15 protein-coding genes and 2 pseudogenes are annotated in these 19,904 nt (G+C 37.9%); all 17 read right to left on the minus strand.

What is annotated here, in order from left to right; all coding sequences use genetic code 11:
* Positions 1-14: 14 nt before the first annotated feature.
* Positions 15-857, minus strand: coding sequence for a histidinol-phosphatase HisJ (gene hisJ, locus HFP47_RS06360; RefSeq protein WP_179876228.1), 843 nt, complete (start codon positions 855-857; stop codon positions 15-17).
* 49 nt (positions 858-906) lie between these two features.
* Positions 907-1,713 (minus strand): HAD family hydrolase, encoded by an 807-nt coding sequence (locus HFP47_RS06365; protein WP_010292271.1) that lies wholly within the window; start codon positions 1,711-1,713, stop codon positions 907-909.
* A gap of 247 nt (positions 1,714-1,960) precedes the next feature.
* Positions 1,961-3,436 carry a signal recognition particle protein gene (ffh, locus tag HFP47_RS06370; RefSeq protein WP_042252621.1) on the minus strand — a complete coding sequence of 492 codons (1,476 nt, stop codon included), beginning with the start codon at positions 3,434-3,436 and terminating at the stop codon, positions 1,961-1,963.
* Between the two features lie 42 nt (positions 3,437-3,478).
* The gene (ylxM, locus tag HFP47_RS06375; RefSeq protein WP_010285304.1) at positions 3,479-3,823 is read right to left on the minus strand and encodes a YlxM family DNA-binding protein; all 345 of its coding nucleotides are present in this window, start codon (positions 3,821-3,823) and stop codon (positions 3,479-3,481) included.
* On the minus strand, positions 3,820-5,154 hold the full coding sequence (gene ftsY / locus HFP47_RS06380; RefSeq protein WP_179876229.1) for a signal recognition particle-docking protein FtsY: 1,335 nt from the start codon (positions 5,152-5,154) through the stop codon (positions 3,820-3,822). Before ftsY ends, ylxM begins: the two co-directional genes overlap by 4 nt.
* A gap of 69 nt (positions 5,155-5,223) precedes the next feature.
* On the minus strand, positions 5,224-8,781 hold the full coding sequence (gene smc, locus HFP47_RS06385) for a chromosome segregation protein SMC (RefSeq protein WP_042252627.1): 3,558 nt from the start codon (positions 8,779-8,781) through the stop codon (positions 5,224-5,226).
* Complete coding sequence (gene rnc, locus HFP47_RS06390) at positions 8,778-9,488, minus strand: ribonuclease III (protein WP_011680226.1); 711 nt, start codon at positions 9,486-9,488, stop codon at positions 8,778-8,780. Before rnc ends, smc begins: the two co-directional genes overlap by 4 nt.
* A 111-nt stretch (positions 9,489-9,599) precedes the next feature.
* Positions 9,600-10,967, minus strand: a complete 1,368-nt coding sequence (gene glmM, locus HFP47_RS06395) for a phosphoglucosamine mutase (protein ID WP_011680227.1) — start codon at positions 10,965-10,967, stop codon at positions 9,600-9,602.
* Positions 10,968-10,970: 3 nt separating this feature from the next.
* Positions 10,971-12,068 carry a YbbR-like domain-containing protein gene (locus HFP47_RS06400; protein WP_179876230.1) on the minus strand — a complete coding sequence of 366 codons (1,098 nt, stop codon included), beginning with the start codon at positions 12,066-12,068 and terminating at the stop codon, positions 10,971-10,973.
* Positions 12,065-12,885, minus strand: a pseudogene (gene cdaA, locus HFP47_RS06405) (diadenylate cyclase CdaA). The gene HFP47_RS06400 and the pseudogene cdaA overlap by 4 nt, the downstream one beginning before the upstream one ends.
* Before the next feature lie 6 nt (positions 12,886-12,891).
* On the minus strand, positions 12,892-14,988 hold the full coding sequence (locus tag HFP47_RS06410; protein ID WP_011680230.1) for a Na+/H+ antiporter: 2,097 nt from the start codon (positions 14,986-14,988) through the stop codon (positions 12,892-12,894).
* 3 nt (positions 14,989-14,991) lie between these two features.
* Positions 14,992-15,870 (minus strand): UDP-N-acetylmuramate dehydrogenase, encoded by an 879-nt coding sequence (gene murB / locus HFP47_RS06415; protein ID WP_011680231.1) that lies wholly within the window; start codon positions 15,868-15,870, stop codon positions 14,992-14,994.
* Between the two features lie 190 nt (positions 15,871-16,060).
* Positions 16,061-16,474, minus strand: a complete 414-nt coding sequence (gene ndk, locus HFP47_RS06420; RefSeq protein ID WP_042252636.1) for a nucleoside-diphosphate kinase — start codon at positions 16,472-16,474, stop codon at positions 16,061-16,063.
* 64 nt (positions 16,475-16,538) lie between these two features.
* The gene (locus HFP47_RS06425; protein WP_031296130.1) at positions 16,539-17,060 is read right to left on the minus strand and encodes a DUF1456 family protein; all 522 of its coding nucleotides are present in this window, start codon (positions 17,058-17,060) and stop codon (positions 16,539-16,541) included.
* Positions 17,061-17,269: 209 nt separating this feature from the next.
* Positions 17,270-17,479: pseudogene (locus HFP47_RS06430) on the minus strand (CsbD family protein); the annotation flags it as partial.
* Between the two features lie 169 nt (positions 17,480-17,648).
* Complete coding sequence (locus tag HFP47_RS06435) at positions 17,649-17,792, minus strand: hypothetical protein (protein ID WP_011680233.1); 144 nt, start codon at positions 17,790-17,792, stop codon at positions 17,649-17,651.
* Positions 17,793-17,953: 161 nt separating this feature from the next.
* Complete coding sequence (gene mutL, locus HFP47_RS06440) at positions 17,954-19,900, minus strand: DNA mismatch repair endonuclease MutL (protein ID WP_042252641.1); 1,947 nt, start codon at positions 19,898-19,900, stop codon at positions 17,954-17,956.
* Positions 19,901-19,904: the final 4 nt, after the last annotated feature.

Below are 19,904 nucleotides of genomic sequence, written 5' to 3' on the forward strand. Positions count from 1 at the left end.
TGTCTACTAATCCCCTATTTTTTATCTACAATCAATTCTTTCATTTCATCATAATATAATCCTAGAGCGTTCACTTCGTGCGCATCGGAACCATAAACCAGCTCAATACCTATTTTTTTTGCTTGCTCAGCAATATCAAATGTAGGGTAACTTTCACCATTGTATGGCTTACTAAAACCAGCCGCATTAAAATCTAACTGATATTTTTTTTTCTTAATAATTGCTAGCAATTCAGTAATCTGTTGCTTAATAGATTCGTCAAACTTTGGCAAATGCAATAGTTTTTGGTATTTTCGAATGAGCGTAATATGTCCAATTCGCACAGGCACTTTTAGCCCAGTATCAAAATTTACACTTTGGATAACTGCGTCATAATAACGTTTAAATAATATTTGAGGATTACGACACTCGTCACTAAAATATGCTGACAATGTATCTGGCTCGTAATCAATAGGTGCAACATTCCCCTCATTGTTAGGTAAAAAATGCACAGATAAAACAATTTCATCAATCCAATTAGATTCTCTCTGTAAAAATGAACGTATGTCAGTTTCATATGCTTTTAGATAGTCTACTTCAAAACCAGATTTGATGTTTATTTTATCTTTAAACTTTTCTTTCACTCGCTCAACTTCAGATTTATAAAATGTTAACTCATCAATTGCCATAGCAGAATTATCACGTGCATCATCAGGACCAACAAATTCTTCTAAAAATTGTTGTGGCAACGGTGCGTGCTCTGTAACAACATATTCAGTAAATCCCAAATCAATAGCTCGTTCAATATACATATCAAGCTGCTCTGTGCTGCCGTGATGAGAAAACTGTGTATGAGTATGTCCGTCTTTTTTTATCATTATAATCACCTTATTTTCTACTATAACAAAAAAACACACGCCAAGTGTGTTAAACGTTTTCTAATATTGTTTTTAAGACGCCATCATGCTGATTATCGGCTACAGAAATATCGAAATCATGTTTAAATAATTCCGGGTCACTATTAGTCATCGCAACCGGATGCCCAACATATTCCAACATCTCCATGTCATTCAATCCATCGCCAAATGCCATAATATCTTTCGCATCAACATGCAATGCATCAGCAATATACTTTAGTGCATTGGCTTTGTTTACATCAGCATTAACAATATCAATCGCACCGTACCCCGAAGTAGTGACATGGACAACTTTACCTAAAATGGATTTGAGATCATTCATATAAGCTACTTCATTATGAGATAAAACAATTGTTGACTTCAAAATCGGTTCGACTACATCATCAATGCTGTCAACTAATGTTAAGTTTTCAAAATATTCTGAGGAAATTTTGAAGGTGTCACCAATTGCTGCCTGTGATTTTAACATGTATGTAGTTGATTGTCCATTAAACGCCAATCCCACCGCAACATCATCGAGATATTTTTCAGTTACAGAAAAAATAGTTTTTAATGCTTCCTTGGGCAAAAATTTGACATTTTGCACTTCACCATCTAACATCACCTCAGCACCATTATTGGCGATGATTTGATACTCACCTTCAAAGTTTTTGAAGTACTCTAAAACTTTTTGCAAATGATTACCAGTCGCTACAATGAACTGCATGTTTTGTGCTTTCATTTTTTGCAACACTTCTCGAAAGAGTGGTTCATTAATTGTTTTATCATCTCGTAAAAAAGTTGCGTCTAGATCTGATGCTATAAGTTTAAGTGTCATTATCGATTCCTTTATACATAAACGGCCTAATACGAACAAACATTAGATATGTTGAAAATAAAAGTATATTATCGTTGAACCCACCACCACAATAATTTTATGAGTCCGAAGACAAAAACGCCTGCCACCAGTGGCCAAAAAACAGCAATGAAAACTGATATAAATGAAAAATGAGAAATATTAAGTAAATTTGATCCAAGTAACACGACAAATACAAAAACCGGTAAAATACGTTCCATACTTTTCATTACTTACGTCCACGTTTCTTTTTAGCCTTTTGCAGCCGACGTGCAGCTTGTTTTACAGCAAAGTTTTGCATTTTCTGTCCTAAGTTTCCTTTGGGCATTCCACCATTCATGCCACCCATCATTGAGGACATATCCATGCCTGACCCACTCATCATTTTATCAATGCCACCAAAGTTCCCATTAGTTGCTTGATTCATCATTTTACGCATTTGATCAAATTGCTTGATCATACGATTAACCTCAACAATTGGCCGACCAGCCCCAGCCGCCAAACGACGACGACGAGAAGGGTTGATTAAATCAGGATTTTCTCGTTCTTCAGGTGTCATTGAGCTAACTATTGCTTCTAAATGAGCGAATTGTTTAGCATCAAGATTAACATTAGCTAAAGCTGGATTATTTGCCATTCCCGGAATCATCTTTAACAAATCTTCCATTGGCCCCATGCTCTGTACTTGTTTTAATTGTGCAACAAAGTCATTAAAGTCAAAGGTATTTTGACGCATTTTTTCGAGCTGTTTAGTTTGCTCTTCTTCGTCAAAATCACGTTGTGCTTTTTCAATCAACGTTAAGACATCGCCCATGCCCAAAATACGCGAAGCCATACGATCAGGATAGAACACATCTAAATCAGTAGGCTTTTCACCTTGACCAACAAATTTAATTGGTTTTCCAGTGACATCTCGAATGGACAATGCCGCACCGCCACGCGTATCACCATCTAACTTTGTTAAAACAACACCCGTTAAATCAAGTGAAGCAGAGAAACCTTTGGCCGTTTCCGCTGCGTTCTGCCCAGTCATGGCATCAACTGTCAATAATATTTCATCAGGATCAGCAATTTCTGCAATATCTTTTAATTCTTGCATCAATTCTTCATCAATTTGAAGACGTCCAGCTGTATCGATGAATACATAATCATTTTTATTCTCAGCAGCCTTCTCTAATCCAGCTCGAACAATGTCACGTGGGTTGACGTCTGTGCCCATTGAAAAAACTGGAATATCTAAGTCACGACCAAGTATTTCTAATTGATCAATCGCAGCAGGACGATAAATATCTGCAGCGATTAATAATGGTCGGGCATTATTTTCATTTTTGAGTTTGTAGGCCAGTTTGGCAACAGTTGTAGTTTTACCAGCACCTTGCAAACCAGCCATCATAATGATTGTTGGTATTTTTGGTGACTTATTTAACGGCACCGCTTCTTCACCCATTGTTGCAGTCAATTCATCGTTGACAATCTTAACAATTTGTTGTGCTGGATTCAAACCCTCCATGATATCAGTGCCACTTGCTTTTTCGCGCACATTGGCCACAAATTTTTTCACTGTGTCATAATTAACATCGGCCTCTAATAAGGCCAACCGGATTTCCCGCATTGTTGCGCGCAAATCCTCTTCACTAACACGGCCATGTCCTGTCAGATTCTTAATTGCCTTTGATAGGCGTTCTGTTAGATTTTCAAATGCCATAGGTTATTAAACTGTACACACTATTTTGTGCACATTTCCCTTCTAGTTATCAATTTCCGTCGTTAAAAGCTTCTGTACCAATAATTTTAACACATTATCATCTGGATAATGTGTCTCGATATATTGTTCAACATCCTTTTCTAATGCCTGTCGCTTTGCAAAATCGACTTGCAAATGAAGGATGTTTTCGTATTTTTCAAGTTGTTCAATAGCTCGATTGATATTATCTGATACTGCTTGGCGACTAACGGTCTCCGCTTCAGCGATTTCAACAATAGAGTAATCATCTTCAAAATAGTAACGTAAATAAGCTTGTTGCTTATCCGTCAACAATTTTTCATAGAAACCAAATAGTTCGTTGATATGAGTCTTCTTTGCTAAATTCATGATTCAACCAATTCCTTGAATAGCCCATAAACGAATTCTTCAGGCTTGAATTCACGCAAGTCACTAGCTTTTTCACCAAAACCAATCCATTTAACCGGTAAGTGCATTTCATTACGAATGGCAAAAACAATACCGCCCTTAGCTGTACCATCCATTTTTGTCAACACAATACCACTGACATCAGATGAATTTTTGAACAATTTTGCCTGTTGCAATGCATTCTGACCGGTTGTTGCATCAAGAACCAACAAAACTTCGTGCGGTGCTTCAGGAATTTCACGCTGAATAATGCGTTTCATTTTTTCTAGTTCTTGCATTAAATTAACATTATTTTGCAATCGACCTGCCGTGTCAACAAATAAAACATCATAATTTTCATCGCGAGCTTTTTCAACTGCTGCAAAGACAACAGAAGCAGGATCCGCTTTTTCTTTACCAGCAACAACGGGTACATGCGCACGTTCACCCCATTCTTGCAATTGTTTGGTAGCACCAGCACGAAATGTGTCCGCTGCGGCTAACAAAACAGACTTTCCTGCTTTTTGATACTTGCTTGCCAATTTACCGATCGTTGTTGTTTTACCAACACCATTCACTCCCACAAATAGAATAACTGTTGTTTGTCCTTTGGGTGCAAAATTCATTGTGGCATCTTCATTTATACCGTCAGCCTCATACAAATCAACCATTTTTTTAATGATGACATCGCGAACGTCTTCTTTACGCTTCGCATTTTTTAATTTCACTTCTTCTCGAAGTTCGTCACTAATCTTTATAGCCATATCAAAGCCAACATCCGCACCAACTAAAGTTTCTTCCAAGTCTTCGAAGAAATTTTCATCCACCGAACGGAAATTAGCCAAAAATCGGTTAAATCTATCTGCAAAGCCAGTACGTGACTTTTTCAATCCCGCATCGTAAATTTGTTGCTCAGTTGTTTCTGTTTCTGTTTCTGTTTCTGTTTCTGTTTCTGTTTCTGTTTCTGTTTCTGTTTCTGTTTCTGTTTCTGTTTCTGTTTCTGTTTCTGTTTCTGTTTCTGTTTCTGTTTCTGTTTCTGTTTCTGTTTCTGTTTCTGTTAATTGTGGGGTACTGATTTTTTGTTTGTCAAGCGCCTCTTGCCAAATCTTGGCTTCATCTTCGTTAACTAAACCAACTTGTTCCATCATCGGTTGCGTCACGGCTGACGTATTTTCAGATACAACAGTACTTTGCTCATCCTCAGAAGCATCACTATTAGATTCAGATTCACTCAAAATTTCAGTGGATTCTGACGCAGACTCCTGCTCAACCGTTTCATTTTTCTTTTTACGGAAAATATCAAATAATCCCATTTATTTTTCTCCTAATCCAAGTAATACACGCTTCTGAGCATATAGCTGTTTCTTAAACAAATTATACAATTATGAAACTGCTTCTTCCATTCGATCTAAATCAACTGAGACCATTTTTGACACGCCAGCTTCTTGCATCGTCACACCATATAACAAATTAGCATTCACCATCGTCCCCTTACGGTGCGTAATAACGATAAATTGTGTATCACCAGCAAATTCACGTAAATATCTAGCAAAACGCGCCACATTTGCTTCATCCAACGCAGCTTCGGCTTCATCAAGCACAACAAAAGGAACAGGGCGAACGTGCAAAATAGCAAATAACAGCGTAATCGCAGTCAATGCTTTTTCACCACCAGACAACAAACTCATTTGCTGGAACTTTTTACCAGGAGGTTGCGCTGTTATATCAATACCGGTTGTTAATAAATGGGCTGGATCTGTTAAGCTAATTTCTGCACGACCACCGCCAAACATTTTGGCATAAATATCTGAAAAATGTGCCGCAACTGCATCAAAAGTCTTTTTAAAACGAACTTGTACTTCCTTGTCCATTTCATCAATTGTTTGTAGCAGCGTTTCTTTAGCTGAGTTCAAATCATCGCGTTGTTTTGTCAAAAATTCAAATCGTGTTTTTACAGACTCATACTCTTCAATAGCTCCAATGTTAACATTGCCAATTTCATCTAAACTACGTTTAACTAAGCGCAACTGTTCGGTAATATTTTGGAAATCCATGTCAGCAACTTTTTGGTACAAAGCTTCCACATCGCCAACATCGTACTGCGTCAGTAATTGCGTTTGCAGATTTTCTATCTGTGTCTGCAAACGAGCCAAGTGCGCTGCAGACTGACTTTGTGATCCAATAAGCGTTCTCAAAGTCTCCTGTTGCGTTGCAAATTGCTCTTCCAAATCCGTGATGCTGTTCGTCAAAGCCACGATTTGTGTATTAATATTGTCATACTTTTCTTGTGTGGCATCAAGTTGATGCGACATATCATCAATTATACTTTGATTAGCTACATTACCTTGCGCTATAGCCAATTGTTTTTGCAGATTTTTTAAGTTTTCTTCTACAGTACTATGCTCTCTCTGTAGTTCATTACGTTGATTCTGTAATAAACTCAACTGGCCATTAATACTGTCAAGCTGAGCACCAACTGTTGCAAACTGAGTTTGCAACGTGGCTTTTTCTTCATTTGTTGATTGTGATTTTATTGAAGCTGTCTCTAAGTCATGAGCTAATTTGGCAGTCAGCTGTTCTTGATCCAGTTTTTGTTGTTCAATATTTTCGATTTTAGTACTAAACTCTACTATGCGATTTTTCAGTTCTAGTTGTTGTTCGCTTACTTCTTTCAATTCATATTCAATAGCTTGCACGGCTCTTTTTTGTTGCTTTATAGCATCCTGTTGCCGCGATAACTCATAATCAATTTTTTTAGTATCATTTTGAGCTGCTCGCAATGATTCTTGTGCCAAAAGTAGTTTTTCTTGTAACTGTTCACCAGTTGAACGTTTCAACTGCAGTGTTTCTTCTAATGTTCTTGCTTGAACAGATAATTCATCTGCACGTTCACTTAATTCAGCAATATCAGATTGACGACTCAATAAGGTTGCGCCACGTTTTTGAGTTGCGCCACCTGTCATAGAACCACCAGCATTAACAACTTGGCCACTTAGACTTACCACGCGAAAACGAAAATGTCCACGTTTGGCAATTTCAGTTGCTTGATTTAAATTTTCCGCCAAAACGGTTGTCCCTAATATGTTGGCTTTAATAGCAGACATTTCCTCAGGCATATCAATCAAATTCGCGGCAACTCCTATAAAACCATCCATGTGTTGCACTGCTTCCAGACCGCTTAAGTGACGTGATTTGATGGTATCCATTGGTAAAATTGTAACACGTCCCGCCCGGTTTTTTGTTAAATAAGAAATAACCTGCTTGGCCGTTGATGTATTATCTACTACAACCTGTTGTAACACACCACCTAATACGGTTTCAATTGCCAAAGCATAACGACTGGGAACGGTCATTAATTCAGCAATAACCCCTTTAATACCACTAAATTTTTCTAAAGTTTGTGGCTTCATCAGCGCGCGAACACCTTGATAAAAGCCAGCATACTCGTCTAATGAATTGAGTGCATCGCGATGACTACGTGCCTTGTTTAATTCATCTAATACCTTGTACCAATTTTGCTCTGTGGACTTATATATTTTTGCTGCATTACCAATGTCTTTCTTTAAATCTGCTACATTTTTTTCAAGTTCTGTAATGTTTACATCATTATGATCACTATTTGGTACTTTTTTGTTAAACGTTCTTTGAATAGCTGTTAACTCTTTGTTTTCATTATCAAGACGGACTGACAACACTTTTTGACGACTTTCTAGCTGCTGTAATAGCTTTTCGTCATTTTTTTGCGTGTTATGCAGTGTAGCTATATCCTGCATTGTTTGAATATAATGATGTCGATTTACTTCAATTTTGCTTTGTATTTCACGTTGTAACTCAACTTGTACACTTGTATCGAATTGTCCCAGACCAATTTTTAATTGTTGGTGTTGTTTTTGTAACCCATCTTTTTGTTTTTCTACTTGGCTAATTTGTTCATCTAATTTCCGAACACGATTTTGTAAATCAAACTCTTGTTTTTTAGCACTTTCAACATCTCTATTTAGCGTTGAAATTTGCTGTGCTCCTAAATTTTTAGCGCCAATCAAACGTTCACGTTTTTGAGTACACTCTAGAATTTTAGCCTGTAAGCTATCTCGTGACAATTGTGCACTAACACGTTCTTGACGTTTGTCCAATAATTTTTTATTGACAACATCTAGTGCTAGCTTCGTCTGGTTAACACGTTTGTCATGTGTTTCTACTTGTTTGGTCGTTGATGATATTTGACCATTAAGATCATGAATTGACCATGCCAATCGCGCCTTGTCTAACGTATCAAAACGTTCTTTTTGAGCTAAATAATCTGTTGCTTCTGCCGCCTGCTCCGCTAATGGATCAATTCGACTTTCAATCTCATGAATAATATCTGCCACACGTGACAAATTATCACTTGTCTGGGTTAATTCTTTTTGCGCCTTTTCTTTATTTTGCTTGTATTTATACACGCCGGCGACTTCTTCAATAATGCCGCGTCGATCTTCAGGTTTTGCATTGAAAATACTTTCAACTCGTCCTTGGGATATTATTGAAAAACTTTCACGTCCCAAACCAGTATCCATAAACAATTCATGAATATCTCTCAACCGGCTCTCAACACCATTAATTAAATAGGAACTTTCACCTGATCGATACAACTTTCGCGTAATTCGAATTTCATTAAAATCAGATTGTACATAGTGATCAGAATTATCAAAAGTAATTGACACTTCAGCGCGATTCAACGCACCACGTTTATCGGTACCACCAAAAATAACGTCGGACATCTTTGTCCCACGCAAATCTTTGGCAGATTGTTCACCCATCACCCATTGAATCGCTTCAATGATGTTTGATTTTCCTGAACCGTTAGGTCCAATAATACCGGTCATCCCCGGCATTAGTTCAATCATTGTCTTATCAGCAAATGATTTAAATCCGCTAATTTCAAGTGATTTTAGTTTCATAAGTTGACATTATCTTCCAGTATTTTTAGTGCTGCTCTGGCAGCTGCTTTTTCAGCATCTTTGATGGATTTACCAGTACCACGCGCTAATTCTTTGTCATTAGCGGAGACACTCGCTTCAAATAATTGGGTATTATCTGATAATTGTTCCTCTTTTTCGGTCTGATAATCAATATCCACAGACCCTTTGGTCTGTAATCGCTCTTGTAATCGGCTTTTAAAATCAATAAAACGATCAAAAAAGTCTGTATCAATTGCTGCAAATAATGTTTGATTTAAGAATTGTCTAACGACATCTGCGCCTTGATCTAGATACAATGCACCAATAAAAGCTTCCCAAATATCTTCAAGCAATGAGTCGCGATCCCGCGCCCCGCTCATCTCTTCACCTTTTCCTAAACGAATACCTTCGTTTAAATGAACCATGCGTGAAAAATGCGCAAATGATCTTGTTTGAACCATTGCAATACGCATTTCGGTCAATTGACCTTCATGCCAGTCAGGATAGCGCTTAAACAAATACTCAGCAACAATCATTTGCATGACAGAGTCACCTAGAAACTCCAGACGCTGGTAGTCGCGACCTTTTTCGTCCGGATGTTCATTCAAATAGTTGCGTTGCGTTAAAGCTTCTGTTAATAAGCTTTCGTCATTAAATGAGATATTAAATTTTTTTAAAATGTATGATTTAAAACTGTCTTGTGACACGTTATTTTCCTTTTAAAGCGTAGTCTATAGTATATTATATCAAAAAAGTGGCCATACTTTTCGAAAAGTTATAGCCACTCAATCTAAAGATCATAGTAGTAATCGTATGCTTTATAGTCCCGATTTTTCACGAACAACATTTGCGATGGATTCAGTATACTTTTCCACTAACTCTTGCGTTGGTGCTTCCACCATGACACGTAGTAAAGGTTCTGTTCCTGAAGGGCGGACTAATACTCGACCGTCCCCTGCCATCTGTGCTTCAACCTCAGCAATTTTGGCAATAACATCAGGATCATGCTGAATTTCTTCTTTATCAGCGACAGTTATATTCACTAATTTTTGTGGATAAATATGAACAGGAGCTGCCAGTTCAGATAGCTTCTTTCCCGTCTCTTTCATTACATATAACAATTGTAGAGCCGTTAGTAAGCCATCTCCAGTTGTTGCCCAATCACGAAAAATAATGTGACCAGACTGTTCGCCACCAAGATTATGGTCCGATTTAATCATTTCTTCCATAACATAGCGGTCACCGACTGCTGTTTTGATACTAGTCATATCATTTTCTGCCAACGCCTTATAGAAACCAATATTACTCATTACTGTTGAGACAACTGCATTGTGCTTTAAACGCCCTTGTTCATTTAAGAATTTTCCAGTGATAAACATAATTTTATCACCATCAACAATCTCACCATTTTCATCAACAGCAATTAATCGATCCCCATCACCATCAAATGCTAGACCTGCTTGTACATCATTTTCTTTTACAAGTTCAGCAAGCGCCGCTGGATTAGTAGATCCAACGCCATCATTAATATTTAGCCCATTTGGTTCTGTTCCTAATGTTACGAAATCTGTTCCCAAATCCGCAAACAATCGTGCTAATAAACCGCTGGTAGCGCCATTAGCACCATCAAGAGCAATTCGCATACCATTAAGGTCTGTTGGAATTGTTTTTTGAAGAAATTCTAGGTACTTTTGAACGCCTTCCGGATAATTATTAACGACACCTAATCCATCAGCACTGGGACGAGGTAGTGTATCTTCTGATTCATCTAATAATTGTTCAATTTCATATTCTAATTGGTCAGATAATTTGAAACCATCATTTCCAAAGAATTTTATGCCATTGTCAGCTGCCGGATTATGTGAAGCTGTAATCTGCACACCAGCGTCTGCCTCTAAATTTTGAACCAGAAAAGCTACAGCTGGCGTAGTAATAACGCCTAACCGCAGCACATCAATACCAACTGATAAAAATCCTGCAATAATGGCTTGTTGTAACATTTCGCCTGAAATTCGAGTATCACGACCTACAATAACAACTGGTTTCTTGTTTTCATCGTTGGCATGCCTGGTTAATATTGCACCACCTGTACGACCAAGACGAAAAGCAAGCTCAGGTGTAAGTGTTTTATTTGCAACACCTCTTACACCATCGGTTCCGAAATATTTAAGATTAAATTCTGACATATTTTACTGTCCTTTAGTTTCTGATGTTGTGCTTGCACTACTTTGAGTACTACTACTTGTACTGCTTGTTGATTCAGAGGATGATGAAGATGATGAACTAGAGCTGCTGCTCGTGCTCCCCGTCGAACTGCTACTTGTTGAGCTGGTGTTTGACGGTGTAATAGTTACTTTTACTTTTGAAACACTATATTCAACAATCCCTGTTTGTGTAGGAATCTCTATAGTACGCGTTGTTTTATTGCTAATATTTCCAACATCCACTGGTATATTAATAGTGTCCACCGATTTAAGTATATCAGAAGAACCATATGCCGTCACCGTTTTTGGATCAAATGTAATCGTATAGTCATCACGGTCACCATTGTTTATTGTTGCGCTCAAATTCATTTTTTTACTGTCTTCAGGTTCTACATCTAACGTGACATTCGCCGTTGGATCACTGATATTAACCTCAACTGCATTACCATCTTTATCTCGTGCAACAAGTTTGACAGATTGTGAGACAGACTGTTTAACACCACTATCAAGTGACACTTTGGCATCTACATAACTCACAGCTTCGACGTTAGCCTTAGGTCCTGAAATCGTGACATTTTTTGGATCTGATGTTGTATCTCCAACCGTGTATCCGGTCGCAATCTTACTTTTATCGAAACTAACCTGCACCGGCAGTTTTGCCGATTTCTTTTGGGAAATTGTCACCGTGACTGTTTGTGGCGTTACCGTAGATGTTAGGGAAGAGTTAACGCCTCGTAAAGCCACCTTAACATTGTGCTTACCAACACCTAAGCTACGTAAATCTACGCTAGCTTGAATGTCATTATGACTCTGTGCAGCTGTCACCAGTGGTCCCGATCCCTCAATACCAACCTTAACTGTTGACGGTGCGCCGATAACAACATATTTATCTGAATCAACTTGTAAATTTAAAGGTACCTTTAGGGTAGCCCTTTTTTCTGGAATCAACGTTGAAAAATTTGTTGACCCTCCATTGTTAGTAGCAGTACCTTGTTTCGTACTAGAAACATAAGCGGCAAGTAAAATAGCGATAACTAAGGAAACCACCAAATTAACGATTTTAGACTGTCCTATTTTTTTCATTTTGAACGTCCTCCAATCTTTTGCCACCAGTGTTTGTCATTTTCTTCGTCAATTTGCACCAAAAATTGATGTTCAAAAAAGTTCATGTAAGACTCTTGGTCCATATTGCGAAGTAAATCCCCCCTTGAGTGATCGATATTTCCCCTGTTTCTTCAGAAACAACCACTGTAATTGCATCACTTGCTTCACTAATACCAACAGCAGCCCGATGACGTGTTCCCAGTTCCTTTGGTATTCGCGTACTTTCTGATAATGGTAAATATGCTGCAGCAACAGCAATGCGATCATCATCAATAATCACGGCACCATCATGTAAAGGTGTGTTAGGAATAAACGTATTAATTAATAACTGACCGGTAATGTAGGCATCTAACTTTATGCCAGTTTTGATATATTCATCTAAACTACCATCACGTTTTATCGTAATTAAGGCACCTATTCGCCGTTTAGACATGTACTGCAAAGCATCATCTAGACTCTTAATGAGTTGATGTTCTTTAGAATTATCCACACGAGCACGTCGAATAACCAAACGTCGTCCCAAGCTTTCTAATCCTCGTCGAATCTCTTGTTGGAAAATAACTACCACTGCTATTGGAGCCCATGTAATTATTTGATCCATAATCCATGATAGGGTTACTAAACCAAGGTACCAACTCACTACCTTAACCAAAATAACGAAGCCTACTCCAAACAATATCTGCAAAGCGCGGGTTCCTTCGACAAATTGAATGAGTTTATACAAAATAAACCATATAATAGCGATGTCAATGACATGCATTAGATTATTAAATGTAAAATATAGTAGAATATTCATACTTAGCTATTCCTCATCCCTTCCTGCTAGAGCAGCTGTTTCGGCATAATTGATAAACTGACGTATGTTCACGCCTGCTTGTCTTGAAATACGCCCTTGTTCATAAAGTTGTTGAATCGTTTCACGTTCCACATTTAATGCTTTGATTTCCAATTCCATTCGATATCTATCATCTAGTTCACGTTGTTCTGGTGTATCAGGGTGACGTTCTTTCTCAATCTGATTACGATAAAATATAATCAAATTATAAGCTGCTTGGCGTTCCATTCGATGTGAAACAGTATCACCTGTATACTTTTCCATATATTCAGACAAAGACTGAATGGCTTCCTTGGCCATTTCTTTAGTGGCCATTGAACTTTCTTCACGAAATTGGTCGGTTGACTCATCCGAAATCCAAATCCGAATACTTCTTAGCGTACGCCGCCACAATATAATAATCCACTGGGTAGATAAATGATAGTGTTTATCAGAATCAATCATATTCTCTAGACGATCTAAACGTCGATTTTGAGAAGAATAAGTTAGTATAGATATTTTTTCATCGGCGAGCAGTTGACGTAAGCAATTTCGTTGTGCTTCCAATGCGACGCGTCTCAATTCTCGATCATCTTCAATATTAACTTTATGATCATTACTTTTGTTTAACTGTCGATAAATCTGGTCAATAATTTGTTGTTTTCTACCAATTAATTCATAGACAATAATTCTATTATGATCATTTTGTTGCTCACGGAGAACTTGTATACCAATTCGAATGGAAAATATTCTCGCTTGTGCCTCGGTTAAATCAACTTTAGATTCATGGGTACTTGATGTTTCAACTTCGCCCACTTCTGGTTGTGTAAAATCATGTGTGGTTCGTTGTTTGGTAACAATTGGCAACATAATTGTGGCCACCAACAGACTAATAATCACCACTACTGCCGCCACAAAAACGAGTAAATTACGTTGTGGAAAAGCCGATCCGTCTGCAATAGTCGATGGAACAGTTAGAACAGCGGCCATTGTAACCGCACCACGAACACCAGTAAGGCCCGATATGATTGCCATTCTAAAAGAAATGGCGCGTTCCTTATGTTTTAAATGATATGTAATTTGCGTGCCGTAAGCCCAAAATGTACGAATAGTAAATATGATAAACCAAACGGCAACACCATAAAAGATGGCCATACCCGTATGAACCTGCGTACTACGCACAATATCTTTCATGGCAGCAGGAAGTTCAATACCTAGTAAGATAAAAATTGTGCCATTTAGCAAATAAACAAATACTTCCCAAGTACGTACTGTGACCACATTTATTTCAGGTGAACGCGCATTCATATGCTGATCGCTCAAAATTTTCGATAAAACGCCACCAGCCACAACTGCAATTACACCAGAGGAGTGAAAAATGTCCTCAGCAACCCAATAAATAACGAATGGCATTAACAAAGTCACAACCGTATGGAAAACCACATCATTCAAGCCAACACGATCAAAAGAGTCACGTAGCCAGCTAACAAAACTACCAAGAATTAGCCCAACAGCTAATCCGACAATAGTCATCCAAAAGAAGTTTCCAATGGCTTCACCAATTAGAAAAGTACCTGCGATGGTGGCTTTAATCGCCGTATTAAAACTAACCAACCCACTCGCGTCGTTGATTAAACTTTCTCCTGAAACAATATGCATCACATTTTCCGGAAGCTTCACACGCCGAGCAATGGCTTGCACAGCCACCGGATCAGTTGGTGATATCACAGCCGCTAGGGCCAAAGCCACTGATTTTGGTAGTTGAGGCATTAATAGGTGCATTAAAAATCCACCGACTAACGTTGTTAAGATAACCAAAATAATTGAATTACCTAAAATCGGCCCACGTAATTCCCAAAGTTCATGTTTTGGAAAACGCCATGCATCGTTAAACAATAATGGTGCTATAAACAATAGCATAAACCACTCTGAATCAACTTCAACGTAAATACCACATACCAGTGCTAGAAAGAGACCAATCGCAATCTGAAATAAACTGATAGGTATCTCAGGTATAAAATGCGACACAATGTTAGAGATGGTTACCGCAACAATTAATATTACAATTAATTCTAATATTGCCATTCCTTAACGCTCTCCCATTATTCTGACTTCTGTTTCTAAATGCACACCAAATTTTTCATACACTGTTTTTTGTACATAATGAATTAAATCCTCATAGTCATTACCGGTGCCATGTGCGATATTGACCATGAATCCCGCATGCTTTTTGGAAACTTCAACACCGCCGCGGCGGACACCTTGTAATTTAGAATCCATAATCAATTTACCTGCAAAGTAACCTTCTGGCCGCTTAAAAACGGAGCCATTCGATGGATAATTTAGTGGTTGTTTATTAGCACGTTTAAAATTATTTTCATCCATTCGTGTCCTGATAGCAGTGCAACTATCTGGTTGCAATTCAAAAGTCGCACTAATTATAATGCCACCGTTGCTCTGGAAAACAGATTTTCGGTAACCAAATTCCAATGCCTTTTTTTCAAAATTTTGCAGAGTGCCATCTGGCATTAAAGCAGTGACAGATGACACAACCATATCAACTTGCCCCCCATAAGCGCCTGCATTCATGAATACAGCTCCGCCAACTGACCCTGGAATTCCTGCGCCCCACTCTAAACCACTCAGCCCATGTTCAAACGCTTGCTCAGTTACCCAAATTAAGTCAGCACCAGCTGATGCTACGATTTTATTTTGATCCACAACGACGTCCCGTAAATCATGTAGTAAGATGGATAGTCCCCGTAGACCACCATTGCGAACGATTAAATTGGATAGCCGACCAAAAACTTGCACAGGCATGCCTAACTCTTTAGCCCAGTTCACCAGTACTTTCAATTCATGAATACTTTTGGGGATGGCTAAATAATCAACCAATCCACCAGCTTGCGTATAAGCATATGGTGCTAGTGAATGATTCTCTAGTATTTCAATATTTTCTAATTGCATTAAATTTTGTCTCCAAGTCCATATGTACTATTTTACCAAACTTTAGGTAATTCTTTAAAATTATGTTAAATTGCTAATATATTAATGAAAAAACAAAATAAAAAAGCGCCCAAGTGGATTTAAATCAATTCCCGTGAGTGCTTAATCAATTCACTTTAACTATTAAAAACATCATTCATCTTACGCTGCGTTACGCAAACCATAATTTGATTTCATATTCGGCCGCTTCAACACTGTCCGAACCATGAACGATATTCATAACAGCTTCCCCTTCCCATTCACGACCTAAATCACCACGAATGGTTCCCGGTGCAGCTAGTGTTGGATTGGTCGTTCCCATAATTGTTCGCCAGCCCGATACAATGTTGGTTCCTTCTCCAATCATCGCAATAACCGGGCCCGAAGTCATATACTGCACTAACGAAGGATAAAATGATTTGCCCACATGTTCAGCATAATGCTTTGCTAGTAATTCAGGAGTAGGTTGTACCATTTTCATCGCTTTAATCGCATAGCCTTTATGCTCAATTCGCTGAATAATCTCACCAATTTTGCTACGCGAAACGCCATCCGGTTTAATCATCATAAAAGTACGTTCTACCATATATTTCCTCCTTACAATTAAGTCTCTGACTTAATTGTACACATATATGAAAACGTTCACAATACTACTTTCTTGCTGTGCGTTTGACATCCTCAGGACGGTACTCCATGGCCATCCCTTTTAAAATATTACGAAGATAGCGATCACCAGCCGGTTTATAATTTCGATGATCCGGTCGACGCAATATTGCACTTAACTCACTATTAGAAATTTGAATACCTGCCGTTTTTAAGAAACCAATTAAATCATCACTAGTATAGGCCATCGCAATTTTCAATTTTTTGATAACAACATTATTTATCGCTGCCTCGTTGACCATATCAAATGTTGGTGGAACAGGCTTTAAATCGGGACCAATTTTTTCACCACGTTGTGAAATAATCAAGCCATTCATAAATGATTCAAGTATTTTTGTAGCGACCTTCTCATCACGTTTCGTATCTTCTGCTTGTTTTGTCAATAGATTGTGTAATTGATCTTCATCTATTGTTACGCCACCAAATTTAAAAATTTTAATCATATCAGCATCTTTTATGTTGAGTGCGTAACGTAAACGAATAATTATATCATTATTGTTAAAAGCCATTGTTGTAGAACCTAGTAAATAGAAAATATATTGTCCAAATGTCAACTATTTTTCTCTATTATTTTCCTTTTATTTTTCTCTTCAAACTACCCTGTAGAAAAGACAGTTGTATCCGTAAGTCTAATTATATCATACAAAAAAGGCCGATCGGAATTCCCTAGCCAGCCTTTTTGATATGCAATTGTAAACTTATTATTTTTCTGGATTATCTTTTTATTTTTCAAAGCATCTTTTACGGCATCGACATCGTCATGGGCAACATCTCGAACCTTTTGTACATCATCTTTGGCTTCGCCCTTAACATTTTGGGTCTTACCTTCGACTTCACGTGCTTTATCACCGGTAATTTTTCCTTCAAGTTCTTTTGCCTTACCAGCAATTTTATCTTTAGCATTATCAAACTTTTCTTCAAATGACATGAGCGTCCTCCTTGAATGATATTCGATGTTGTCTGATAAGTATAACGCAACTGTAAGCGCTTGTAAAAGCATATGCCTCGCACAAATCATTTTTTCCCAAAGCCATGTGCTGTGAATAAATATTCGAGGCAAGATCATCACCAGATTTTATGTAAAGAGCATTAAGAGGTTACTTCTTATGTTCCATAGGAACACTATCATGTTTGAAGTCTTCAATTGAATTTTTAACAACTTGCTTACTATTGTCTTTAATAATTTTAGTATTTTTTTTAACATTATTTTTTGTCTGATTTAATTTTGTATTCAATGCCATTACAATTTCTCCCATCAATTGTTTGAAATCATATTTTATCGAATAATTTTGAGTTACGCAAGTGAAAAATTAATCCTTTTTACTTTATTAAATAATAATGTGATAACAAATCTATCCCAAAAAATATGAAGTAACTAGAAAAACTAATGTGTTACAAATGGTTAATATGGATGGTTATCATATTCCTCCCATGCCTCATGTGAATCTTGAATGCGTTTAAACATTTTTTCCATTTCAGTTAGTGTAAATGACGTCACCACTGGACGACCATGAGGACAATTATAAGGGTTCTCAGTCGAGGCAAGTGATTCGAGCAACGTCCGGGCTTGTAAGTCGCTTAAATGCATGTTGGCACGGACTGAGCGTTTACAGCTCATCATAATTGCTGTCCGTTCACGAAATTCGGCAACTGTCAAATTACCGTCTCGTAATATCCAATCAACCATTTCTTTAATCGTTTCAGTCTCTTGGCCCTTTTCAAACCATGTTGGATGTTCACGGACAATTACTGTTGTTGGCCCGAATGGTTCTAGCGTCAAGCCAATAGCCTCTAATTCGGCTTCCTTATCGGCAATCTTCAACATATCAGCTACAGAATAGTTAATGGTGATTGGCACTAACATTCGTTGCTTATCCGTGCCAACCTGACCAATTTCTTTTCGATAATATTCATACTTCACACGTTCTTGTGCAGCATGTTGGTCAATCAAATAGAATCCTTCGCTACTTTGAGCAAACAAAAACGTACCATGCATTTGTCCAATATATTCTAGGCTGGGAAATCCGCTCGGTTTCTTTGGTGAAATGTCTAATTCTTCTTGGGTTGGTATATCTGGCTTATTATAGCTGGATATATCTTCAGAAACTTGCACAGTTATTTCATCATCAAATATTGGTAAGTTAGGTTCGTGAGCATATTTTTGAGTAAACTCATTAACTGCATGGTTCATCAAATCTGCCTCTTGATTGATGACCACTTCATTGCTATCCATACCTGTATTGATTGCAATAGTCTGTTCCATATCTGGCTTAGCCCATGGTGCTACTTGCTTTGGTGCTGGTGGCTCAATTTTGTTAGTCTGAGCCTGTCCATATAGATTTTCATAAGCATCTGGAATTAAATTTTCATCAGCGAAGCAAGATTTAATAGTATCAATAATTAATGCTGATAGTTCGGCTTCTTTTGATAATCGAATTTCAGCTTTTTGCGGATGTACGTTAACATCAACTAATAAAGGATCTGTATTGATGTTGATGACACCCATTGGAAAACGACCAACCATCAGCTTTGACCCATATCCACGAATAACTGCATTTGATACGGAAAAATTTTTGATAAAACGGCCATTAACCAATATCGTTAAGTAATCCCGCGAACCTCGCGTGAGTTCTGGTAATGACACAAACCCTGTAATATTAAAATCATCATCTTCGCCAGCAATTGCACGCATTTTTTGCGCAACGTCACGTCCATATATTGCAGCGATAACACGTTGCTGATTACCATCCCCATTTGTTTGCAAAATATTACGTCCATCAGCAGTTACAGTGAAGGCAACATTCGTATATGACAACGCAATACGATTCATAATATCAGCGATACGAGACAACTCTGTTTGTGGCCGTTTCAAATATTTTAATCTAGCTGGGGTATTGTAAAATAGATCTCTAACAGAAACCACCGTTCCTCGCCGGCCGTTGGCTGGCGTTGCAGAAACTTGCTTGCCACCTTTGATATGATACATGATCCCACTTGGCGCTTCTTGAGTAGTGGTATTCAGGGTTACATCAGAAATAGCTGCTATCGACGGCAAAGCTTCTCCACGGAATCCAAGAGACATAATATTAAACAAATCATGTCGATTGCTAATTTTACTAGTAGCATGCCTAGTAAAAGCTAACGGTACATCTTCTGGGTTAATTCCTTCACCATTATCGACAACACGAATTAATGACTCACCGGCTTCTTCTACGATGACATCAATTTGTGTTGCCCCTGCATCAATAGCATTTTCAACTAATTCTTTTACAACACTGGCTGGACGCTCAATGACCTCACCAGCGGCAATTTGGTTAGCTAATAAATTTGATAATTCATGTATGCGCACTGTC

Origin of the sequence: Leuconostoc sp. DB-1 (assembly GCF_013414845.1) — a bacterium.
In the GTDB taxonomy this organism is placed as follows: Bacteria; Bacillota; Bacilli; order Lactobacillales; family Lactobacillaceae; genus Leuconostoc; species Leuconostoc mesenteroides.

Coding starts and splice junctions, on each gene's coding strand:
- hisJ (WP_179876228.1), bottom strand. CDS start 857: ATGATAAAAAAAGACGGACATACTCATACACAGTTTTCTCATCACGGC.
- HFP47_RS06365 (WP_010292271.1), bottom strand. CDS start 1,713: ATGACACTTAAACTTATAGCATCAGATCTAGACGCAACTTTTTTACGA.
- ffh (WP_042252621.1), bottom strand. CDS start 3,436: ATGGCATTTGAAAATCTAACAGAACGCCTATCAAAGGCAATTAAGAAT.
- ylxM (WP_010285304.1), bottom strand. CDS start 3,823: ATGAATTTAGCAAAGAAGACTCATATCAACGAACTATTTGGTTTCTAT.
- ftsY (WP_179876229.1), bottom strand. CDS start 5,154: ATGGGATTATTTGATATTTTCCGTAAAAAGAAAAATGAAACGGTTGAG.
- smc (WP_042252627.1), bottom strand. CDS start 8,781: ATGAAACTAAAATCACTTGAAATTAGCGGATTTAAATCATTTGCTGAT.
- glmM (WP_011680227.1), bottom strand. CDS start 10,967: ATGTCAGAATTTAATCTTAAATATTTCGGAACCGATGGTGTAAGAGGT.
- HFP47_RS06400 (WP_179876230.1), bottom strand. CDS start 12,068: ATGAAAAAAATAGGACAGTCTAAAATCGTTAATTTGGTGGTTTCCTTA.
- HFP47_RS06410 (WP_011680230.1), bottom strand. CDS start 14,988: ATGGCAATATTAGAATTAATTGTAATATTAATTGTTGCGGTAACCATC.
- murB (WP_011680231.1), bottom strand. CDS start 15,870: ATGCAATTAGAAAATATTGAAATACTAGAGAATCATTCACTAGCACCA.
- ndk (WP_042252636.1), bottom strand. CDS start 16,474: ATGGTAGAACGTACTTTTATGATGATTAAACCGGATGGCGTTTCGCGT.
- HFP47_RS06425 (WP_031296130.1), bottom strand. CDS start 17,060: ATGGCTTTTAACAATAATGATATAATTATTCGTTTACGTTACGCACTC.
- HFP47_RS06435 (WP_011680233.1), bottom strand. CDS start 17,792: ATGGCATTGAATACAAAATTAAATCAGACAAAAAATAATGTTAAAAAA.